General features: G+C 44.8%; 22 protein-coding genes. 2 read left to right on the forward strand and 20 right to left on the reverse strand.

Translation table 11 applies throughout. From position 1 onward, the window contains the following. The first annotated feature begins 70 nt into the window (after positions 1 to 70). Together AC3CHU_RS11710 and AC3CHU_RS11715 are read left to right on the forward strand one after the other, a co-directional pair. Complete coding sequence (locus AC3CHU_RS11710; RefSeq protein ID WP_065605063.1) at positions 71 to 1,333, forward strand: outer membrane protein transport protein; 1,263 nt, start codon at positions 71 to 73, stop codon at positions 1,331 to 1,333. Between the two features lie 295 nt (positions 1,334 to 1,628). Further along, entirely contained in the window at positions 1,629 to 2,951 is a 1,323-nt protein-coding gene (locus AC3CHU_RS11715) for an outer membrane protein transport protein (protein ID WP_488524605.1), read from the forward strand. A gap of 95 nt (positions 2,952 to 3,046) precedes the next feature. Here AC3CHU_RS11715 and AC3CHU_RS11720 read toward each other — a convergent pair whose 3' ends face one another. The 20 genes from AC3CHU_RS11720 to AC3CHU_RS11815 form a co-directional block, all read right to left on the reverse strand. Continuing rightward, positions 3,047 to 3,832: an MlaA family lipoprotein gene (locus AC3CHU_RS11720; RefSeq protein WP_017076800.1), complete on the reverse strand. Its 786-nt coding sequence runs from the start codon at positions 3,830 to 3,832 to the stop codon at positions 3,047 to 3,049. Between the two features lie 125 nt (positions 3,833 to 3,957). Continuing rightward, a complete protein-coding gene (gene ccmI, locus AC3CHU_RS11725) occupies positions 3,958 to 5,178 on the reverse strand; it encodes a c-type cytochrome biogenesis protein CcmI (protein WP_488524606.1) in 1,221 nt (406 codons plus the stop codon). After that, positions 5,178 to 5,666 carry a cytochrome c-type biogenesis protein gene (locus tag AC3CHU_RS11730; RefSeq protein WP_102447220.1) on the reverse strand — a complete coding sequence of 163 codons (489 nt, stop codon included), beginning with the start codon at positions 5,664 to 5,666 and terminating at the stop codon, positions 5,178 to 5,180. Before AC3CHU_RS11730 ends, ccmI begins: the two co-directional genes overlap by 1 nt. Next, on the reverse strand, positions 5,663 to 6,214 hold the full coding sequence (locus tag AC3CHU_RS11735; RefSeq protein ID WP_017076803.1) for a DsbE family thiol:disulfide interchange protein: 552 nt from the start codon (positions 6,212 to 6,214) through the stop codon (positions 5,663 to 5,665). The genes AC3CHU_RS11730 and AC3CHU_RS11735 overlap by 4 nt, the downstream gene beginning before the upstream one ends. 5 nt (positions 6,215 to 6,219) lie before the next feature. Continuing rightward, positions 6,220 to 8,190 carry a heme lyase CcmF/NrfE family subunit gene (locus tag AC3CHU_RS11740; RefSeq protein WP_017084525.1) on the reverse strand — a complete coding sequence of 657 codons (1,971 nt, stop codon included), beginning with the start codon at positions 8,188 to 8,190 and terminating at the stop codon, positions 6,220 to 6,222. Further along, positions 8,187 to 8,669: a cytochrome c maturation protein CcmE gene (gene ccmE / locus AC3CHU_RS11745; protein WP_017076805.1), complete on the reverse strand. Its 483-nt coding sequence runs from the start codon at positions 8,667 to 8,669 to the stop codon at positions 8,187 to 8,189. The genes AC3CHU_RS11740 and ccmE overlap by 4 nt, the downstream gene beginning before the upstream one ends. Continuing rightward, the gene (gene ccmD / locus AC3CHU_RS11750) at positions 8,666 to 8,872 is read right to left on the reverse strand and encodes a heme exporter protein CcmD (RefSeq protein WP_004736230.1); all 207 of its coding nucleotides are present in this window, start codon (positions 8,870 to 8,872) and stop codon (positions 8,666 to 8,668) included. Before ccmD ends, ccmE begins: the two co-directional genes overlap by 4 nt. Before the next feature lie 14 nt (positions 8,873 to 8,886). Then, positions 8,887 to 9,627: a heme ABC transporter permease gene (locus AC3CHU_RS11755; protein ID WP_054548164.1), complete on the reverse strand. Its 741-nt coding sequence runs from the start codon at positions 9,625 to 9,627 to the stop codon at positions 8,887 to 8,889. A 178-nt stretch (positions 9,628 to 9,805) separates the two neighbouring features. After that, positions 9,806 to 10,474, reverse strand: coding sequence for a heme exporter protein CcmB (gene ccmB / locus AC3CHU_RS11760; protein WP_004736228.1), 669 nt, complete (start codon positions 10,472 to 10,474; stop codon positions 9,806 to 9,808). A gap of 1 nt (position 10,475) precedes the next feature. After that, the gene (ccmA, locus tag AC3CHU_RS11765; RefSeq protein WP_012603450.1) at positions 10,476 to 11,093 is read right to left on the reverse strand and encodes a cytochrome c biogenesis heme-transporting ATPase CcmA; all 618 of its coding nucleotides are present in this window, start codon (positions 11,091 to 11,093) and stop codon (positions 10,476 to 10,478) included. Between the two features lie 278 nt (positions 11,094 to 11,371). Beyond that, positions 11,372 to 11,884 carry a DUF2802 domain-containing protein gene (locus tag AC3CHU_RS11770; RefSeq protein WP_488524607.1) on the reverse strand — a complete coding sequence of 171 codons (513 nt, stop codon included), beginning with the start codon at positions 11,882 to 11,884 and terminating at the stop codon, positions 11,372 to 11,374. Further along, positions 11,884 to 12,378, reverse strand: a complete 495-nt coding sequence (locus AC3CHU_RS11775; protein WP_004736225.1) for a chemotaxis protein CheW — start codon at positions 12,376 to 12,378, stop codon at positions 11,884 to 11,886. Before AC3CHU_RS11775 ends, AC3CHU_RS11770 begins: the two co-directional genes overlap by 1 nt. Positions 12,379 to 12,452: 74 nt before the next feature. Continuing rightward, positions 12,453 to 13,658, reverse strand: a complete 1,206-nt coding sequence (locus AC3CHU_RS11780) for a chemotaxis protein CheW (protein WP_488524608.1) — start codon at positions 13,656 to 13,658, stop codon at positions 12,453 to 12,455. Continuing rightward, the gene (locus tag AC3CHU_RS11785; RefSeq protein ID WP_004736223.1) at positions 13,645 to 14,427 is read right to left on the reverse strand and encodes a ParA family protein; all 783 of its coding nucleotides are present in this window, start codon (positions 14,425 to 14,427) and stop codon (positions 13,645 to 13,647) included. Before AC3CHU_RS11785 ends, AC3CHU_RS11780 begins: the two co-directional genes overlap by 14 nt. A gap of 10 nt (positions 14,428 to 14,437) precedes the next feature. After that, on the reverse strand, positions 14,438 to 15,559 hold the full coding sequence (locus tag AC3CHU_RS11790) for a protein-glutamate methylesterase/protein-glutamine glutaminase (RefSeq protein WP_017076809.1): 1,122 nt from the start codon (positions 15,557 to 15,559) through the stop codon (positions 14,438 to 14,440). Between the two features lie 13 nt (positions 15,560 to 15,572). Next, entirely contained in the window at positions 15,573 to 17,747 is a 2,175-nt protein-coding gene (locus AC3CHU_RS11795) for a chemotaxis protein CheA (protein ID WP_171309203.1), read from the reverse strand. Between the two features lie 9 nt (positions 17,748 to 17,756). After that, positions 17,757 to 18,488 carry a protein phosphatase CheZ gene (locus AC3CHU_RS11800; RefSeq protein WP_004736219.1) on the reverse strand — a complete coding sequence of 244 codons (732 nt, stop codon included), beginning with the start codon at positions 18,486 to 18,488 and terminating at the stop codon, positions 17,757 to 17,759. 106 nt (positions 18,489 to 18,594) lie between these two features. Continuing rightward, on the reverse strand, positions 18,595 to 18,963 hold the full coding sequence (gene cheY / locus AC3CHU_RS11805; RefSeq protein ID WP_016767062.1) for a chemotaxis response regulator CheY: 369 nt from the start codon (positions 18,961 to 18,963) through the stop codon (positions 18,595 to 18,597). A gap of 42 nt (positions 18,964 to 19,005) precedes the next feature. Then, positions 19,006 to 19,740, reverse strand: coding sequence for an RNA polymerase sigma factor FliA (locus AC3CHU_RS11810; RefSeq protein WP_017076812.1), 735 nt, complete (start codon positions 19,738 to 19,740; stop codon positions 19,006 to 19,008). Beyond that, positions 19,733 to 20,620 carry a MinD/ParA family protein gene (locus tag AC3CHU_RS11815; RefSeq protein WP_488524609.1) on the reverse strand — a complete coding sequence of 296 codons (888 nt, stop codon included), beginning with the start codon at positions 20,618 to 20,620 and terminating at the stop codon, positions 19,733 to 19,735. The genes AC3CHU_RS11810 and AC3CHU_RS11815 overlap by 8 nt, the downstream gene beginning before the upstream one ends. Between the last annotated feature and the right edge of the window lie 8 nt (positions 20,621 to 20,628).

Here is a 20,628-nt window from a genome sequence, read left to right on the forward strand (position 1 = left end):
GATCAGCCACCATTGAGCAATTGCTCAAATTAATCGCCCTGTAGAGGCGGATATATAAAGGAATAAATGAATGACTACCAACAACACGCGTCTGTTTAAAAAGTCTCTTTTAGCAGTAACAATCACACTGGCGTCTTCGCAAGCGATGGCAGCAGGTTTCCAACTTAACGCACAATCAGCAACCGGCATCGGCCGAGCTTTCGCTGGTGATGCAGTAATCGCAGATAACGCATCAGTAATGGCACGTAACCCTGCAGCAATGGCACTATTTGACAAAACTGAGCTATCTCTTGGTTTTGAAAGTATTACTTCAATGATTGAAGTTAAGGATGCTACCTATAAAGGCTTCATGGGAAGCACCTCCAGCAATGCTGATTATGACGATGCTGGTGATACTTCTATAGCTCCAAATATTCACCTTATTGTTCCTATCAACGAAAAGTTTGCTGTAGGCTTCAATGCTTATTCGAACTTTGGTACAAAAACTGAGTTCAGCGATAGCTATGTGGGTGGTGAATACGGCGGTCTTACAGATGTAAAAAGTGTTAACTTTGGCCTAGCTGGTTCGTACCGTTTAAACGATCAATGGAGCTTCGGCGCTGGCCTTGATCTTATTTACGGTAAAGGCGAGCTGAAACGAACAATGAGTTCAGAAGTTGGTACTCCACCTAGCCCATTGCTACCTCAAGCAGGACAAACCGTTCTTGACGCTGAAGCAGATGGCTGGGCTGTTGGCTTTAACCTTGGTACTGTTTTCGAATTGAATGAAAACAACCGTTTTGGTTTGGCTTATCACTACTCTCCGAAACTTGAAGCTGAAGGAGATATCAGTTACCAAGGCACTGAATATAAAGATGATACTCTTTATATGCCTCTACCTGATATTGTTGAGTTCTCTGGCTTTCACAAAATCGAAGATACTAAATTCGCGGTTCACTATTCAGTACAATGGATTGGTTGGAGCTCATTTGACAAGCTAGAAGCAGAAAAAGCGGGTGTTCTAAATAATTACGAATGGCAAAATGGTATGCACTACTCTCTAGGTGGTACATATTACATGAATCGTGATTGGACACTTCGTGCCGGCTACATGTATGACACTAGCGCACAAGATGAAGTAACTTCAGTTTCAGTGCCAGATTCAGACCGCCAATGGTTCTCAGCTGGTTTCACATACCACATCAACGAAGCATCAAACGTAGACTTTGGTTTCACATACCTAATGGGCGACGATGTTAAAGTCAACGAATCAACTTCTGTTGTTTCGTCAATTTCAGCAACAACTCGTGCTGATGCAATTCTGATGGGTCTGCAATACAGCCGCAGCTTCTAATATAAGCTAATGAGTAATCCCAAAGGGTCGCATTATGCGACCCTTTTTTATTGCATAACCCACTGACCAACATCAATTTAAGCTTACAACTGTAGCCTGCAGAGGCAAAATATGCCTACAAGTGTACGCTCAAACTTCGCAACACAGCCGAAACATTTAGATTATTTCTCTAATAATTAAACACATTTACTCATTTAATCCCTAAAACACTGTTTTATTCGAATTTCATTTTTAAAGTAATGACTCTAAAAGTAGAATCACGACACTAAATACTTATGATTCAGCGAACATAATAATGAAAATGAATAAGACTCTTCTATCTGCTGCAGTGGCAGTTGGACTACTTTCGACTTCTACCGTCACTCAAGCGGCTGGTTTTCAACTAGCAGAATACTCAGCAACAGGCTTAGGCCGCGCGTATGCTGGTGAAGCTGCAATGGCTGACGGTGCAGACGCACAGTGGCGTAACCCTGCAATGCTGACTTACCTAGAAGGTACACAGGTTTCTGTTGGTGGCATTTACGTTAACCCTAACATTGATGTTAAAGGTGAAGTAAACCACGCTCACCCTGCATTAGGTAAAAGCCAAGCATCTTCAAACGATTTCGCAGATGACGCTATTATCCCGAATCTTTACATTTCTCACCGTTATAATGAAAAGTTCGCTATCGGTTTTGCATTTGGCACAAACTACGGCATGGAAACTAATCTAGGGGATGACTTCAATGCTTCTCACTTCGGTAACGAAGCAAGCGTAATCACTAAAGAAGCTAACCTAAACTTTGCTTACCAAATTGTTGAGCAAGTTAGCATTGGTGGTGGTATTCGTTACGTTATGGGTGAAGGTAGCTTTGGCGCAACAGCACCAGCAAAAAACGCAGTCGCACTAGACTCAAATAAAATGCCAATCTCCGTTCCTGCTGGTACTACATTGAAATATATGGAAGGCGATGATACAGCTTGGGGTTGGCAAGTAGGTACAGCGTGGCAGATCAACGAAGACCACCGCATCGGTTTTGCTTACAAGTCTGAGGTTGAACTGAAATTAGAAGGTCACGCAGAAGGCATTGGCTTTGGCATGACACCAGGTCAACGTGACAACGGCCATATGATGTTAGCACTTCCTGCAACAGCAGAACTTGCAAGTTTCCATCAACTAACAAAAGCATTGGCAGTTCACGCTAGTTTCAACTGGACTGATTGGAGCTCTTTCGAGAAGCTTCAAGCAGAGCTGAACACATATGGCAGCCATACAGTTAAAGTTGAAAACTGGGAAGATAACTACCGCCTTGCTTTAGGTGCAACTTACCAAGTTGACCCAAAACTAGCACTACGTACTGGTGTAGCTTACGATACTTCTGCAGTTAGCGACAAAAACCGTACTATCACTATTCCAGAAACTGACCGCACATGGTTAAGTGTTGGTGCTGGTTACCAATGGTCTGAACAGCTTTCATTGGATGCTGGCTTTACTTACATCATTGCTAAAGATGCTCCGATCACAGAATCTCGTGGTTACGCATCTGACGATGCAGCCGAAGCTGTTGGCGGTCAATTTATCGGCACAACGACTGGTAATGTTTGGCTAGTAGGTATCCAAGCTAACTACCGTTTCTAATCTGGTTACTTAATCTAAAGTAGCAAATATAAAAAAGGCTCGATGTTATTTTCAACATCAAGCCTTTCTTTTATCAGTTATTCAAAATCTTATATCTAGTAATCTTCTAGGTATCCGTCAATGAAATCTTCTTCTTCCAGATCGACTTCTTCCGGTTCGATTTCGGCTTTAAAGTCACGACGCTGAATGTAAACTTCACGAGTCAGAGCATATGGATCTGGCGAGTCATCCAACAAAGCTTCTTGAGAAACTAACTGAGCTCGAGTCTCCATACCTTCAAATGCCCACTTTCCGAGGCTCGCCCAGAAGTTCAACAGAGCTAAAGGCACATATAAGCTATCCACTTGCTCCGTCACTTCACGAGTCGTAATAGGACCATAACCCGGCACCATAAAGTACGGCCCATTCCCTACCCCATAATGACCAATCGCATCAGAAAATGACTTGTCGTCATATTTGGTGATACCCGCTTCACTGGCAATATCGATTAGGCCCAACAGACCAAAAGTTGAGTTAATCCAAAAACGGTTGAAATGGTCGAGTGCTTTCTCGCCATTACCCATGAATATGTTGTTCACCATGCTTGCAGGTTCATCTAAGTTGGCTAAAAAATTTGAGATACCAGAGCGAACTGGAACAGGGGTGTAGCCAACATAAGCGAGTGAAACAGGACGAACTAAATAAGGATCAAGATATTCGTAGTTGATATCCCACATCGCTCGGTTGAACCCTTCGAAAGGGTCATTCGGGTGGGACTCTTCGACGTATTCAGAGGTTTCGAGGTTATTATCGTTTGTGCTTTCATCTGGCGCGCTAGAGCAGCCCACCGTTAAGCTTGCGATAAAAAGTAAACTCGAGAGTCTTAAAACACTGACAGACATATCACCTTTTCCATAAGGAATTCATATAATAAAAAAAGGCCAGCAATCGCTGGCCTCAATTGGTTGCGTAAGTCTATACCGTTTGTTGCAAAATCGGAATAGCTAACACCTATGCAAAATGATGATTAATATTGCTTATTTATATTAATGGTCACTGGAGCACCCAGTTCAACCACTTCACTTTCACCGTACCAATCACCATCGCGAGTTGAAACGTTACCATCTGTATCAAGCCTAGCTCTAACCATCAGAGTTTCAAGGCTAGACAACTTCGAGCCTTCCATCATGCTGTTACCATCATCGAGAACAACAGTGCGAGGGAAAGAACCCAATGGGTAACGGGCTGCAGCGACCGGCATTGGCGAACCATCAGCTCTATGTACTGAAACAACCAACACAGACTTAGGATCAGCGTTCACATCGCCAGACAGCTCAAGCGTTACTGCAACGCTCTTACTTTGGTCAACCCCCATGGTGTCGCCCATTTTCTTCTGAGCACTTTCAATACTGCGTGACAACATCTCGTAGCGACTGTCTTGTGGACCAATCATCTGTTGCATGATGCTCCAGTACTTCACAGCACCCGGGTAATCTTGACGTTCAAAAGAATCAAACGCTAGCAGTGAGAACACTCGAAGGTCGACATAATCGTTTTGGATCAAACGGCTCAAAATCAAACGCGCTTGGTTTTGATCGGCTTCATCAGGAGAAAGCATTAGTGCTTGAGCGAAACCTAACTGAACATCTTCATTCTTAGGTTCAAGCTTGTAGGCTCTTTCCATTGAATCTTTCGCTGTTTCTGCGTCACGGTTTGCTAATGCAATACGGCCAAGCAGTAACCAACCGGTTGAATCTTTTGGTTGATAGTGAAGACGAGTACGAAGCGCTAGAGTCAAATCTTCAAGTTCATCATCGGTAAGCGTGCCACCTTCTGATGACATTAACTTTTTTGACAACTCAGGAAGGTTCGAACTCACTTCTTGCCAGTGTTGAACCTTATCTAATGCACCAAATTGAAAGTACATACCATAAGTCACAACCAGAACCAGGATCACTGATGGTACAACGACACCCAGCGTAGATATTTGTGTCTTCTTGACCTTTTCTTCCGTTGGAACGTCATCAAGTAGCGACTGTTTTAAGTCAGCGATCAGTTCTTGCTCGTTATCAACAAGGCCTTCTTCAGCTTCTACTTCTAATTCAACTAAGCGATCTTTATAGAAGGCTTTATTCAACTCATCACGAAGCACTTCATCGTTGTTTTCCTTCTTGTTCAAAAAAGGCAGAACAATCATTAAAATCGCTGCTAGCGAAAGGACAATTGTAGAAATCCAAAATAGAGTCATTACTGTTTATCTCCGTCGTTCTCTTCGTCGAGTAACGCTTTTAAACGTGCTTCTTTGTCTGCATCCCAGTCTTTATTGGACTCTACTGCTTTTGATTTTGACTTTCTGCTTCGTAAAACAATCAAACCAAAACCTAATACAACAACCGAAAACGGACCAACCCATAGGATCGATGTGGCTAAGGTCAGTGGTGGGTTGTACGTTACAAAGTTACCGTAACGAGCAATCATATAATCAATAATTTCTTGCTCAGACTTGCCTTCTTTTGTCATCTCATACACTTTTTGACGCAAGTCGACCGCAAGTTCCGCGTTCGAATCACCAATCGTGTTGTTCTGACATTTTGGGCAACGAAGCGTATTGCTCAAATCTTTAAATTGTTGCTCTTGATCAACCGTATCAAACTCATGAAATTCGATAGGCGCAGCCGTTACCGACGCAGAGATAGCGAAGGTGGCAAACATTGCTACAAGTGTTTGTTTAATCATTTCGCCTCCTCCAATAACTCTTGGTACATCGGCTGAAGCGTCGATGCCCAGTTAGTCGGGTTCACGTCACCAACATGGCGGTAACGAACCACGCCGCTGGCATCAATGAGGAAGGTCTCAGGAGCGCCATATACGCCAAGGTCAAGACCTAACATGCCGTTGCCATCGAACAAGCTGATTAAGTATGGGTTGCCCAGTTCTTTTAACCAACCAACCGCTTTATTACGATCATCTTTGTAGTTAAGACCAATAATCTTAACACCTTGATCCGCTAACTTATTCAGGTAAGAGTGCTCTGCATAACAAGTAGGACACCAAGTCGCCCACACATTAAGAAGCAGAGGCTCACCTTTAAAGATAGCTTGATCATGAAACTTACCCGGCTGTTCCAAATCCTCTAGGCCAAACTCAGGAACCTGCTTACCAATCAATACGGATTCAAGTTTAGTCGGGTCATCACCCGACTGGTTACGCATCAATTGAGTTGCAAAGATTCCAGCTAGAACCATGAACGCAATCAATGGAATGAATAAAATCTTCTTGTTCATTCGAATTAAGCCTCCTGCTCTTGAGCCGACTTTTTCGTTGGCTTACGGAAACGGTAACGACGGTCACTGATAGCAATCACACCACCAATCGACATGATCAAAGAACCCGCCCAGATCCAACGTACAAATGGTTTGTAGTAGATACGTACAGCCCAAGATTTGTTGTCGTCTAAACGCTCACCCATTGCGATATAAAGGTCGCGCGTTACGCCACGATCAATCGCCGCTTCAGTCATCATAGACTTAGCTGTAGTGTAGAAACGTTTTTCAGCGTGAAGCGTGTTGATGTATTTGCCTTCTTTGGTAATTTCAAAGTCAGCAATGTAACCATCATAGTTAGGGCCATCTTTGTCACGAACCCCGGTAAACAGGAAGCTGTATTCTTCAAGTTGGTAGCTTTCGCCTGGCGCTAAACGCACATCACGTTCGATGCTGTAGTTTTGCACCATCGCGATACCGATCACTGTTACAGCTAAACCCATGTGACCACAGATCATTGCCCAATGGCTACGAGGCAGCTTAGTTAGGCCTTTCATGAAGGTATGACGGTGTGTTGCACGCTCATGCAGCTCAAAGCCATGCATGAAGAAGATCCAGAACGCCATCACCCAACCAGCAAAAGCAGTACCACTGAAGCGGTCAGCTAGCATGGTCACCATTAGTGCACTTAAACCTAACGAGAAGATACCCGAAACTAACATTGGCTTAATAAGCTTAGACAGGTTGTCACGTTTCCAACGGATCAGTGGACCGATACCCAATAGGAACGAGAACGGGATCATTAACCAGAAGAACAACATATCAAAGAATGGTGCACCGATTGAAACCGAGCCCAGACCTAACTGCTTATGAACAAGTGGTAACAACGTACCCACTAACACAACCACTAACGCAGCAATCAATAAGATATTGTTGCCGAGTAGTGCGTTTTCACGAGAAACCAAATCAAAGTTACCACGGACACGAACCGATGCGCCTTTAACAGCAAACAACAGCAGTGAACCACCGATAACGAACACTAGGAAACCTAGAATAAACATACCACGAGCAGGATCTGACGCGAATGCGTGAACAGATACCAAGATGCCCGAACGAACTAAGAATGTACCTAGTAAGCTTAAAGAGAATGCAGAGATAGCCAGCAATACTGTCCAGGCTTTAAATGTGCCACGCTTTTCTGTTACCGCAAGCGAGTGCATCAGCGCTGTACCAGCCAACCAAGGCATGAATGAAGCGTTTTCTACTGGATCCCAGAACCACCAGCCACCCCAGCCAAGCTCGTAGTAAGCCCACCATGAACCAAGTGCGATACCTACCGTTAGGAATAACCATGCCGCGATTGTCCAAGGACGAGACCAACGAGCCCATGCCGTATCTAAACGACCGCTCATTAGAGAAGCAATAGCGAAAGAGAACGCAACCGAGAAACCTACATAACCCATGTAAAGCATAGGCGGGTGAATAATCAAACCCGGGTCTTGCAGTAGTGGATTCAAGTCACGGCCATCGACAGGAAAGTAAGGCAGTGTACGTAAGAACGGGTTAGACGTTACTATAATGAACAGCAAGAAGCCGACAGTAATCAAACCCATGATAGCCAGTACGCGAGCCACTGACTCTTGAGGCATACCACGGCTAAACGTCGCTACTGCAACCGTCCAACCCGCTTGGATAAGAACCCAAAGCAGTAATGAACCTTCATGAGCACCCCAAACCGCTGTGATTCGGTAGTACCAAGGAAGTTGGCTATTCGAGTTACTTGCTACGTATTGAACCGTAAAATCATTGGTGTAGAACGCGTAGCACAAGATAAAAAACGAAATCGCTAAGAATCCGAACATACCCCATGATAGCGGTCGTGCACTATTCATTAATAATGTGTTATTTCGAGCTGCCCCATACAGCGGGAGCACACTCAATAGCAATCCCAGCCCTAAGGACAGGATCATGGCAAAGTGGCCGATCTCGGCTATCATTGAGCACTTCCTTCTTTTTGTTCTGTCGAGTACTGCATTGGCTCATGGGTTTTCTTCATTGCTTCAGCAACTTCAGAAGGCATGTACTCTTCATCGTGTTTCGCTAAGACTTCGAAAGCTTCAATTGTTGTCGCATCTTTCAGAACGCCTTGAGCAACAATACCTTGCCCTTCACGGAAAAGATCAGGAAGAATGCCATCGTATAAAATCGTTACTTTAGGACCAACATCTTTCAAGTCAAAGCTTACACGTAGTGATTCGTTGTCACGGCTTACAGAACCGACTACAACCATGCCACCAATACGCAGACGTTGGCCAACTTCAGGTTTCTTGCCGTCTTTGCCGTTAACAAGCTCAGTTGGCGTGTAGAACAGATCCATGTTCTGGTTAAGCGCATAAACCATTAATCCAACAGTTGCACTGATACCAAAAAAGATCGCTAAGACAATGCCCAGCCTCTTTTTACGTCTTGGGTTCATAGAGTGTTCTCCATATTTTTTGCTGCATCGATACGAGCTTGACGATCAATCTTAGCTTGTACTTCATTTAGTAATTGCTTACCACGACGAACGCTTAAGACCAGTAAAATGATCATCGCGAGGAATGTGATTCCAAATGCACTCCATACATATGAGGCGTAGCCACCCATGGCAAAGAAATCACTCAGAGATTCAAAATACATAATTACCTACCCTACTACGCTTTATCAGCCGCGAGTTTACGAACCCACGGACGGTGACTTTCTTTACTGATGATTTCGTTTCTAAAACGAACCATAGTCACAGCACCAAAGAAAAAGGCGAAGCCGAAGATGTTGAGAAGAAGCGGCCATAGCATGTCACTTGAAATAGAAGGCTGATCGAACTTAGTAATCGTCGCGCCTTGGTGAAGTGTATTCCACCACTCTACTGAAAAGTGAATGATAGGTAGGTTGATGACACCAACGATCGCCAAAATACCTGCTGCTTTCGCTGCGGTTTTTTGGTCGTCAAACGCGTGGTGTAGTGCAATCACACCCAAGTATAGGAATAGAAGAATCAGCTCTGAGGTCAAACGCGCATCCCAAACCCACCAAGCACCCCACATTGGTTTACCCCAAACAGCACCGGTTAGCAGCGCTATGAAGGTAAATACAGCACCAATAGGCGCCATAGCCAATGCAGCCATGTCTGATAATCTCACCTGCCATACCAAGCCGATGAATGCCGCAATTGCCATCGACATGTATACACCCATCGACCAAATTGCAGACGGAACATGGATATAGATGATACGGAAGCTATCGCCCTGTTGGTAATCAGAAGGCGCAAATGCAAGCCCCCACACAGTACCGGCGGATAGACACAATAGCGCTAGGATAGAGAACCATGGCAGAAGTTTACCAGCAAGCTGATAAGAGGTTTCTGCTTTGGCATAGGGATGGAGCCATTTCCACATGTTGTAATCTCACTCTTACTTCATATTGCTTACAGCTATTACAGCTATAATTATTATAATTTATTTGGCTTACTGTCTCTTTCAGTGACTCTATGAGTTTAAAAGCTTCAATTAGTTCACTCTGAACAAACAAAGTGGAAGTGAACGCTTAGTTAGCTAGTTTTAATCAGATAATTAACTAGTTAACACTCACTCTCAGCGCTGCGCTTATGGCAAATGGGGTGAGCGTCATTGCGCCCATTAGCATTGCCCCTAACACAGCTAATTGACCGTTATACGCAACGCCTAGTGCTGCCGCATCAATCGCTGATGTAGCAAATATAAGAATTGGGATATACAACGGCAAAATAAGCAGACTTAACAGCACACCGCCTTTTTGTAATCCAACGGTTAAAGCGACACCAATCGCACCAATAAAGCTTAATGCAGGCGTACCAACCAATAACGTTAAGACCACCGATAACCAAGTATCGAAATCTAAGGACAGCAGTACCGCTAACAACGGACTGATCAATATTAATGGTAACCCTGTCAATAACCAGTGCGCTATGACCTTGGACAATACTACCAACTGCAACGGGATGGGCATCAGCATCATCTGCTCGAGGGCGCCATCTTGAAAATCATCTCGGAATAGTCGTTCGAGAGAGAGTAATGCAGAAAGTAAAGCAGCAACCCAAACAATGCCCGCTGCGATACGCGCAAGTAGGTTTGGCTCAGGGCCGATACTCAATGGGAAAAGGGTGATGACAATGATAAAAAACCACAGAGGGTTAAAGATATCGGCTTGGCGACGAAATGCGATCAACAGCTCACGTCGAATGATCGTTGTCATTGAAGAAATCATATTACTCACCCAACTTTATTTTTCTTAGTTTCGGGCTATCAGCAAACATGTCTTGGTGTGTGGTCAATAACACAATGCCACCGTTGTCTGCATGCTGAGAAAAAAGAGACTCAAGAACTTTAACGCCCTGCTTATCAATGGCAGTCAGCGGTTCATCTAGAATCCACAACATTTGCTTACTTAACCACAGACGAGCCAATGCTACACGGCGCTGTTGACCCGCCGAAAGTTGACCTGCAGGCACGTCTTCTCGTCCAGCAAGGCCGACTTGAGCCAATGCATTGTAAAGTTCTTCCTTACTCGTTCCACTGCTGTGAATCGATTGATAGAAGCTCAGGTTCTCATAGGCACTAAGCTCGCGTTTTACGCCAGTTTGGTGACCCAGAAAAAGCAAATTTTGGTGATACACATCTCGACTCGTTTCAATGGACTCACCATCCCAAGAGATAGTACCTTCATCACGATCACCTAAGCCGGTGATAATCCTAAGGAGTGTCGTTTTCCCAGTACCGTTACGACCTTCAACTTGAACCAGCTCACCGGGTTTCAATTGAAAAGACAACGATTCAAATAGAACCCTGTCGTCACGAATAGCAGTTAAATTTGAGACTTCAAGCATAGGTAAATTTAGTCGAGTAATGAAAGGGCTATAGTAGCACACCAATATGGTGACAAAACAGGACTAGGCGTTTTCGATAGAACAAACTCCGTAAGAAACTGTTACCACCGCATCACAATTTACACATTTTCATCAACAAACAAGATACTGCCTTAGATACAAGCACTTATAAACATCGTTCTATATAGAGCTGTCAGGCATAAAAAAAGAAGCCGAAGCTTCTTTTAAGAGGAGTGCACGATAAACATCAATTACTCAACACGCAGCGAGCGCTCAATTTAACGACGTCGAGTTGGGTCTCTGCGCTTATGAGATGCATTTGGTTGTTCATCGTACGATGAAGGGTTACTTCTTAGCGAAGGGATTTTTTCCTTACCCGCGAGCTTATTCTGCAGAGACATCATCAGCTCAGCTTCAGCTTTAGGTAATTCACACTCTTCGATCAGTTCGTTTATCCCTGCACCAAGCTGAACCATCTTCGTTGCACGCGTGTACAAGCGCCCATCGGTATCAACATGTTCCAGCTCTACAATGCGTTCATTCAAGTGCTTGATTAGATCTTGCTGTTCCGTCACTTTCTGACCAAGGCCAACCACGACAGAGCGAACCTCAAGCAATTGCTTGCTCGATTTTTGAAGCTCTTTGTCCAAGTTACGAACTTGCAGGCGTGACTGATCGAGCTGCTTTTGAATCGCACGTTTTACTTTGCTAATCAAAATCACGATGAATAATGTAAAAACCCCGACTCCGGCAATCAGAGCAACAGGGCTTAAAGGAAGCGCTTCAAACATTACAGGTGAGCCATCTCATCCCATTCGTCTTCGCTTAATAGTTTGTTTAGATCTACCAAGATAAGCAGCTTGCCATCACGATTACTAACACCTTGGATGAACTTAGCACTTTCGTCAGTACCAACACTTGGAGTTGTGTCGATTTCAGAAGAACGTAGGTAAACCACTTCAGCAACGCTGTCTACTAGAATGCCAATGACTTGACGCTCAGATTCAATAACGATGATACGAGTGTTGTCTGTGATTTCACCTTGCATCAAACCAAAGCGAGAACGAGTGTCGATAACAGTAACAACGTTACCACGTAGGTTAATAATACCTAGAACGTAATCTGGAGCACCCGGTACTGGAGCAATTTCACTGTAGCGAAGTACTTCACGTACCTGCATAACATTAATGCCGTAAGTTTCTTCTTCTAGCTGGAATGTCACCCATTGAAGTACTTCATCATTGGTTGGGTCTTTTCTTACTTCAATTTCACTCATATGAGACATATTTAATCCTCTTGCCGTCGTTACCGACCACTATTATTAACTTGATGCGTTTATTGTTAGCCTAATGCTTATTACTAGCTTAATGCTTTTACATCTAGCCCTGCGTTTAGCATGGCGATCAATGCTTCAACATGAATCAAAGCACACATTTTTTCTTTTACCATACCAGCGAGCCATGGGCGTTTACCTGCCATTTCTCGCCAACGAACTTTATCAGTATTAAGAAGCTCGGTACCTTTCAGTTCAGTACCCGCAAGCCCCCATAAGCTTTCGCCAAGCATCACTATATATTGATAGTTTTCTTTGTATTCATCATTCGTTAGTTTTTCAGGCATCACCCACTTTGCGGTGTCGACCACATCTAACTGACTCTCTCGGTTTGTTTGCAAACCTAAATACCAAGCAGGCTTACCAATCAAATGGCTTAGCTCTTCAAGGCGATGAATACCACCAAGCTCATCAAGAGGAACAGCAAATGTTACCCCGTTGACATCAAAATACAGTACCTGAAAATCTTCTGTTCGAGCCGTAGTTTCCCAAGATGTAAACCGTTCAATACCGCCAGATTGAGTTTCAACCTCAACCTCAACCTCGGGTTCACTGATAGATTCAATTTCTGACTCTTCAGTGTGAGTTCCGTCTTGCAGAGCTTCAACGTGCGACTCTTCAGCTATTGGTGACTCTTCCGCTATTGGAGACTCGGCTTGCTGCTCAATTGGTCGTTCAACAGGTCGATCAACAACCATTGACGAATCTGACTCTGGGAGGTTCCAGTCTTGAATCTCAGACTCTACAGAAAGCTGAACGGATTCCACCGCAGCATCAAACATTTGCATGTCTGCTTGCTGAGCGATTTTCTGCGTGTTCTGATCCATTAATTCATCAAGATTCAGTTCATCAACCACGTTCGTCGCTTCTAAGCGGCTCAGTAATTTTTGAACGTCTTCCAGATTGGGCACTTCAAATTCAGCTTCTCGCAACTCGGCATAGGTCGAGTAACTCGAATATTTGGGCTCTGGCTCTGGCTCTGGCTCTGGCTCTGGCTCTGGCTCTGGCTCTGGCTCTGGCTCTGGCTCTGGCTCTGGCTCTGGCTCTGGCTCTGGCTCTGGCTCTGGCTCTGGCTCTGGCTCTGCAGATGATGACTCATCGCTGGTCTCGTCAACAAAAAATTCGTCAGAATCCAGCATTTCATCACCTAACAGCGCAGTAAAGTAATCATCAAGTGCTTGTTCACTTGATAAACTTGATCGCGCCATTGTTGATTCTTTATTCGCGCTCATTTATCGCCAGCCTTTCGAGATAAATAAGCAGCTGTTTGTAAGCAAATACACCACGACTACCCGATGCAAAATGAGATGCTGGTAAGCGCTTTAGGCTAGCATCTCGAAACTTAGTGTCTATCGGCACAGCGGACGTCCAAACTTGATTTGGATAATCTTCTTTTAGCTGAGTTAATGTTTGCAGTGATGCTTTAGTTCGCTTGTCGTACATCGTCGGGACAATCGTCACCTTAAACGGTGTTTTGCGAGACTTCTGCATGATAGCCAAAGTGCGAATCATGCGCTCTAAGCCCTTCATTGCCAAAAACTCAGTCTGTACCGGAATCAAAATACGGTCACTGGCAGCCAATGCGTTGACCATCATCACGCCCAAAATCGGCGGACAATCGATAAGTACATAGTCATAGTCGTCTTTCAAAGCGGCCAAAGCACGCTTCAAGATCAACCCCATACCGCTTCGATTTCCCATCACACGGTCTAATGTTGCCAAAGACATGTGCGCGGGAATAATATCGATACCTTCGACTTCAGTTTGTAAAATCAAAGGTCTTACTGTCGGCGCGCTAAACTCACGCAACTGAAATAGATCAAACAGACTCGATTCCACCGTATCTGAGTCGTAACCCAGATAGGTGGTTAGTGATGCATGCGGGTCAGTATCAACCAACAGAACACGGTGCCCCTTCAACGCAAGTAAACCTGCTAGGGTCACGGTCGAGGTCGTTTTACCAACACCACCTTTTTGGTTTGCAACACTCCAAACAATCATTTCGATTTACCTAAGCTAACCCAACTTCAACCAAAATCCTTTCCGCAATGCGGTCTAGAGGGAGGTCTTCAGTAGAAATGCCAGCTTTTGCTACAGCTTGAGGCATACCATATACAACACAGCTATCTTCATCTTGCGCCCAGATTGTCGAGCCCGCAGTTTTTAACATACGCGAACCTTCTCGACCATCAGCGCCCATACCGGTCAGTATCATAGACAAGACTTTGTCACCGTAGATCTTCGCTGCAGAGCCGAAGGTTACATCCACACAAGGTTTGTAATTCATTCGGTCGCCGCCATCGATAATTCTTAAGCGAGCAGATCCTGCACGGCCGTCAACCATCATCTGTTTACCACCAGGAGCAAGATAAGCCACTCCAGGTTTCAACACATCTCCGTCCTGTGCTTCGCGAACCTCAATCTTACATAAGGTATTCAGTCGGCTAGCAAAAGCGGCAGTGAACGTTGCTGGCATATGCTGAACTAACACAATCGGATGTGGGTAGTGTGCAGGGATGCGCGTCAAAATTTTCTGTAGTGCAACAGGGCCACCAGTAGAAGTACCAATTGCAGTTAATTGATACTTTTTACCCGAAGCTCTGAATTTCGCCGTTGATGCAACCGCTGGTTTCACTGCTGAAGCTGCGGCTGAAATCGGTTGGCGCAATGGTGTTGAAGTTGTTGCCGGTGTGGCTGTAGCTCGTGGCGCAATAGGAGCACGGCGCATAAACGCACGCTTTGCTGCAATCTGAATCACACGTTGTTGAAGCAATGCGACAGCATCATCGCGGTTACGTGCGATGTCTTCAAACTTCTTAGGTAGGAAGTCTAGAGCACCAGCGTCTAACGCATCTAACGTTGCTCTCGCACCATCATGCGTTAGCGATGAAAACATTAAAATAGGCGTTGGCGACGCAGCCATGATTTCACGAACGGCGGTGATGCCGTCCATGACAGGCATTTCGATGTCCATCGTGATTACGTCAGGTCTCAGCTGTTTCGCTTTCTCAACCGCTTCTTTACCGTTTACTGCTACATCAATGACTTCTAGGCGAGCCTCTGAGTTGATGATCTCGCTAACGCGACGACGAAAAAAACTCGAATCATCAACGACTAATACTTTAATCGCCATATTTATCCTTAAATTAAATTCTTGACGCAGCTGCGTACTGCTTCAACAAGTCCGGCACATCTAGAATCAATGCAATGTGTCCATCACTTGTAATTGTCGCGCCTGCCATTCCTGGCGTGCCCTGTAGTAGTTTATCAAGTGGTTTGATCACTACTTCTTCTTGGCCAATAAGCGTATCAACAACAAAACCAACACGTTGGCTACCAAGTTGTACGATAACAACATGGCCGTGTCCTTTACGCAATTCCACAATACCCGCTTTAGGTGCCAGCCAGTTTTGCAAGTAGAACAACGGAATAGACTTATCGCGAACGATAATCGTCAACTGGCCATCAACCACGTTTGTACGGCTTAAATCTAGGTGGAAGATCTCGTTTACAGAAGCCAATGGCAATGCAAATGGATGACCAGCAACACCGACCATCAAGGTTGGCAGAATCGCCAGCGTCAATGGAACCTTGATCGTGATCTTGGTGCCTTGTCCCATCTCTGAATCAATATCAATCGAGCCATTCAGTGTGTTGATCGCTGTTTTCACAACGTCCATGCCTACACCACGACCTGAGATATCCGAGATTTTTTCTTTACTTGAGAAGCCAGGAGCAAAGATAAGATTGAAACATTCTTTGTTTGATAAACGAGATGCGGCATCTTCGTCCATCAGACCACGTTTAACCGCAATAGCACGCAACGTATCAGGGTCCATGCCGCCGCCATCATCAACGATAGCCAGTTCAATGTGGTCACCTTCTTGCGAGGCGGAAAGAATCACTTTACCCGTTTGTGATTTGCCAGCCGCAATACGGGCTTCAGGCATTTCAATACCGTGATCCACAGAGTTTCTCACTAAGTGAATCAGAGGATCGGCAAGTGCTTCAACTAAATTCTTATCAAGATCCGTTTCTTCCCCGCGCATTTCAAGAACAATGTCTTTCTTCAAACTACGAGCAAGGTCGCGGACAACTCGTGGGAAACGACCAAAAACTTTCTTGATCGGCTGCATACGAGTCTTCATTACCGCACCTTGGAGGTCTGCGGTAACAACATCTAAATTCGAGACAGCTTTTGCCATCTCTTCATCGTTACTGTTTAAGCCAAGGCTTACAAGTCGATTACGAACCAACACCAGCTCACCCACCATATTCATGATGGTATCCAGTGTTGACGTGTCGACACGAACTGTAGCGTCGGCTTGTTGTTTCTTCGCTGGCACTTTAACTTCAGCTTTCGCTGGTGCTTCTTTAACAGCGACTGGAGCAGATGGCTTAGGAGCGACTTGTGGAGCAGGCACTGGTGCAATAGGCTTCGCTGCAGCAGGTTTAGTTGCTGCATCTAGCTCTTCAATAGTTGGTCCATTACCTGAACCATGTAACTGGTCTAGTAGCTTCTCAAACTCTTCGTCGCTCATCAGGTCATCACCTTCAGACATCGCCGAAACGGGTGCGGAAGAAGGTGCTGGCGGAGGAGGAGGCGCTGAACCTACTGCCGTCGGGCTCTTGCCCGCACCATGCAGTTCATCTAATAACTTTTCGAATTCGTCATCCGTAATATCACCACTCTCAGCAACTGACTGAGGAGCAACAGGAGCTGGCGGCGGTGTTGATACAGAAGATGCTGTTGGTGAACCACCTTTACCATGAAGCTCATCAAGCAGACGCTCAAACTCATCTTCAGAGATATCATCCACTGAAGATGCACTAATGCTTGCGCTTTCGGCGATCGGTTCAGCAGGCGCTTCAAAAGCGGGTTCAGCGATTACTGGTGCTGGGGCTTCTACTGGAGCAGCTTCATCGGTCGACTGTGGTTTACAGAGGCGGTGAAGTTCATCCAATAAAGCTTGATCAGCTGGCACTAAAGGTTCCTGATCTTGCACGGCTTGAAACTGTACATTAACTGTATCTAGCGCCTGCAGCATGGTATCCATCAAACCTGATGTTACGCTGCGCTGGCCGTTTCGTAGAATGTCGAACACATTCTCAGCACCATGACAAGTATCCACCAGCTCAGTCAATGCTAGGAAACCAGCACCACCTTTTACTGTATGGAAACCACGGAAAATAGCATTTAATAGGTCTTTGTCGTCAGGGTTATTCTCAAGCTCTACCAGTTGTTCTGATAGGAGTTCAAGGATCTCTCCTGCTTCGACTAAAAAGTCCTGAAGAATATCTTCGTCTAAATCGTAGCTCATACGTTACCTTTAAAATCCAAGACTGGATAACAAATCGTCGACTTCATCTTGAGATGCAACAGCATCTTCACGCTCTTCTGGGTTCAGAATCGGACCTTCAGGCGCGATAGATGCTTTCTTCTCTGACTCTGGAGTTGGCTCTGTTTGATTCGCACCGAATACGGTGAGAATCTCGACCAAACGTCCTTCAACCTCATTCACCAAGGTAATAACTTTGCTAATTATCTGCCCAGTTAAATCTTGGAAATCCTGAGCCATCAAGATTTCAGTCAATTGTCCACGTAGTTCAGTACTATCGCCTTCTACTTGGACAAGCAATCCATCAATGCGGTGACATAAAGCTTTAAATTGTGCCAGCTCAATGCGGCCATGCATCAGTTCATTCCATTGAGGCCTTACTTGAAGTAAACACTCGTGTAGGTTGTCTGCAATTGGCATACAACGATCGACAGCGTCCATCGTCTTATTTGCCGCAACTTCCGTTTTATCAATGACATACTGAAGGCGATCCCTTGCGTCAGGGATTTCATCATTTGCGATAACGCTGATGCGCTCATCGAAATTGAATTGAGTCAAAGAGTCATGGAGGTCGCGAGTCAAACTTCCTATTTCTTGAAGCATTGGATTGTCTTGAAGACTAAAATTGTCTTCATAAATGCTTCTAACAAGAGAATCAGCATCTTGCTGCTTATCGTTCTCAAGCAGCTCTACTAATTTTTTTGCTTGTTCTAATGAAATCATCCTGAGTTCGGCCTTACTCCGCATACTTTGTGCGCTTAGGCTATCGAGATAAACAGAGATCTTATCGGTCAGTGTTTGCCTAGAAGTGCCTAAAACTTATTGATGCTTATAAGCGATCAAAAATCTTATCAAGTTTCTCTTTCAGCGTTGCAGCAGTGAAAGGCTTCACAATGTAACCATTAACACCCGCTTGCGCTGCTTCGATGATCTGCTCACGCTTCGCTTCCGCAGTGATCATAAGCACTGGAAGGTGCTTAAGTTCTGCATCTGCGCGAATGTGTTTAAGCAGGTCAATACCTTGCATGCCTGGCATGTTCCAGTCAGTTACCACGAAATCAAATTCGCCTTTTTTCAGCATAGGTAACGCGGTTAAGCCATCGTCTGCTTCTTGAGTGTTGTTGAAACCTAAATCGCGAAGTAGGTTTTTAACAATTCGGCGCATCGTTGAAAAATCATCAACAATGAGAATTTTCATGTTTTTGTTCAAATTAGCCTCCACTGAATAGAATCAGTGTTGTTAGTCGTTCTGTGTCCAAGCACTTAACTTAGTGCGTAAACGCTGCATAGATTGGCTCAGTATTTGGCTGACACGAGATTCGCTGACACCTAGTACTTCCCCAATCTCTTTTAAATTGAGTTCTTCGTCGTAATAAAGCGAAAGCACGAGGCCTTCCCTTTCCGGAAGTTGTTTTATCGAATCGATCAAAGCTTGACGAAATGACTCATCAGCAACCCCTTGAAAAGGCGTGTTATCTTGAGAGTCTTCATTCGGAGATATTACATCATCTGAGACGCCTAAATCTTCGATCCCGACAAGTCTTGAGCAATTAATATCAGTTAAAGCGTTGTGGTACTGGTCTAAACTCAGCCCCATGTGCTTTGCTACTTCGGCATCACTTGGGTCGCGGTTGAGGGTACCCTCTAATTCCGCGATTGCACTGCTGATTTCTCGATTGTTTTTATGAACCGATCTCGGCACCCAGTCACCACGGCGAATGTCATCCAACATAGCTCCGCGAATCCGAATACCTGCATACGTCTCAAAGCTTGCGCCTTTGGTACCATCATAGTTTTGTTGCGCTTCAATCAAGCCAATCATGCCAGCTTGAATTAAGTCATCAACCAAGACATTAGGCGGTAATCGCCCCAACAAGTGATGAGCGATACGTTTAACCAACACAGAATACTTCTCAAAAAAAGCCTGTTGGCTATTGTGATTAGCATGTTGATCGTAAGTAAGCGCTTTATTCACCAAATGGTTCCTCTATAAATTCAGTACGATTCAGCAGCCTTTCAACAAAGAACTCCAAGTGTCCACTTGGCGTTTTTGGTATTGGCCAGGTCAATGCTTTATTAGCCAAAGAGCTGATTGCCAATGCAGCTGGAGAGCGAGGGTACGCATCTACTACGATTTTCTGTCTCTTGACTGATTGACGTACTTTATCATCTAAAGGAATACATGCTACGAGTTCGAGGCTCACATTCAAGAAGCGCTCTGTGACCAAAGTCAACTTTGCAAATAATTCTCGGCCTTCGCGGTAGCTTCTGACCATATTTGCAACAATTTTGAATCGCTGAACTTGGTGCTCTCGGCTCAAAAGCTTGATCAGTGCATATGCATCTGTGATTGAGGTAGGCTCATCACAAACCACAACAACCACGTCTTGCGCCGCTCTTGAGAAGCTAATTACCATGTCTGAAATACCCGCAGCGGTATCAACCAACAAGATATCCATCTCATCTTCAAGCGAACCAAATGCACGAATCAACCCAGCGTGTTGAGCGTGTGAAAGTTCAGTCATGCTTTGTGTGCCAGATGTCGCTGGAATAATTCTAATTCCGTGCGGCCCTTCGACAATCGCATCCTTAAGTTCACATTCGCCAGCCAACACATGACCCAGGTTTCGTTTAGAACGAATGCCCAGCATGATGTCTACGTTAGCCAGCCCTAAGTCGGCATCCAGTACCATGACTTTCTTGCCTTGGCGAGCCATACAAATAGCCATACCTAACGTCACATTCGATTTACCGACGCCTCCCTTACCACCGGTTACAGCGATAACTTTTGTGAGTGAAGGCTTGGTTAAGCGACGGAGGCCGCTAGCTTGATCGTATATCATATTCTCATTCATATTTATCC

The organism is Vibrio sp. QJM3NY_39, from assembly GCF_057785895.1.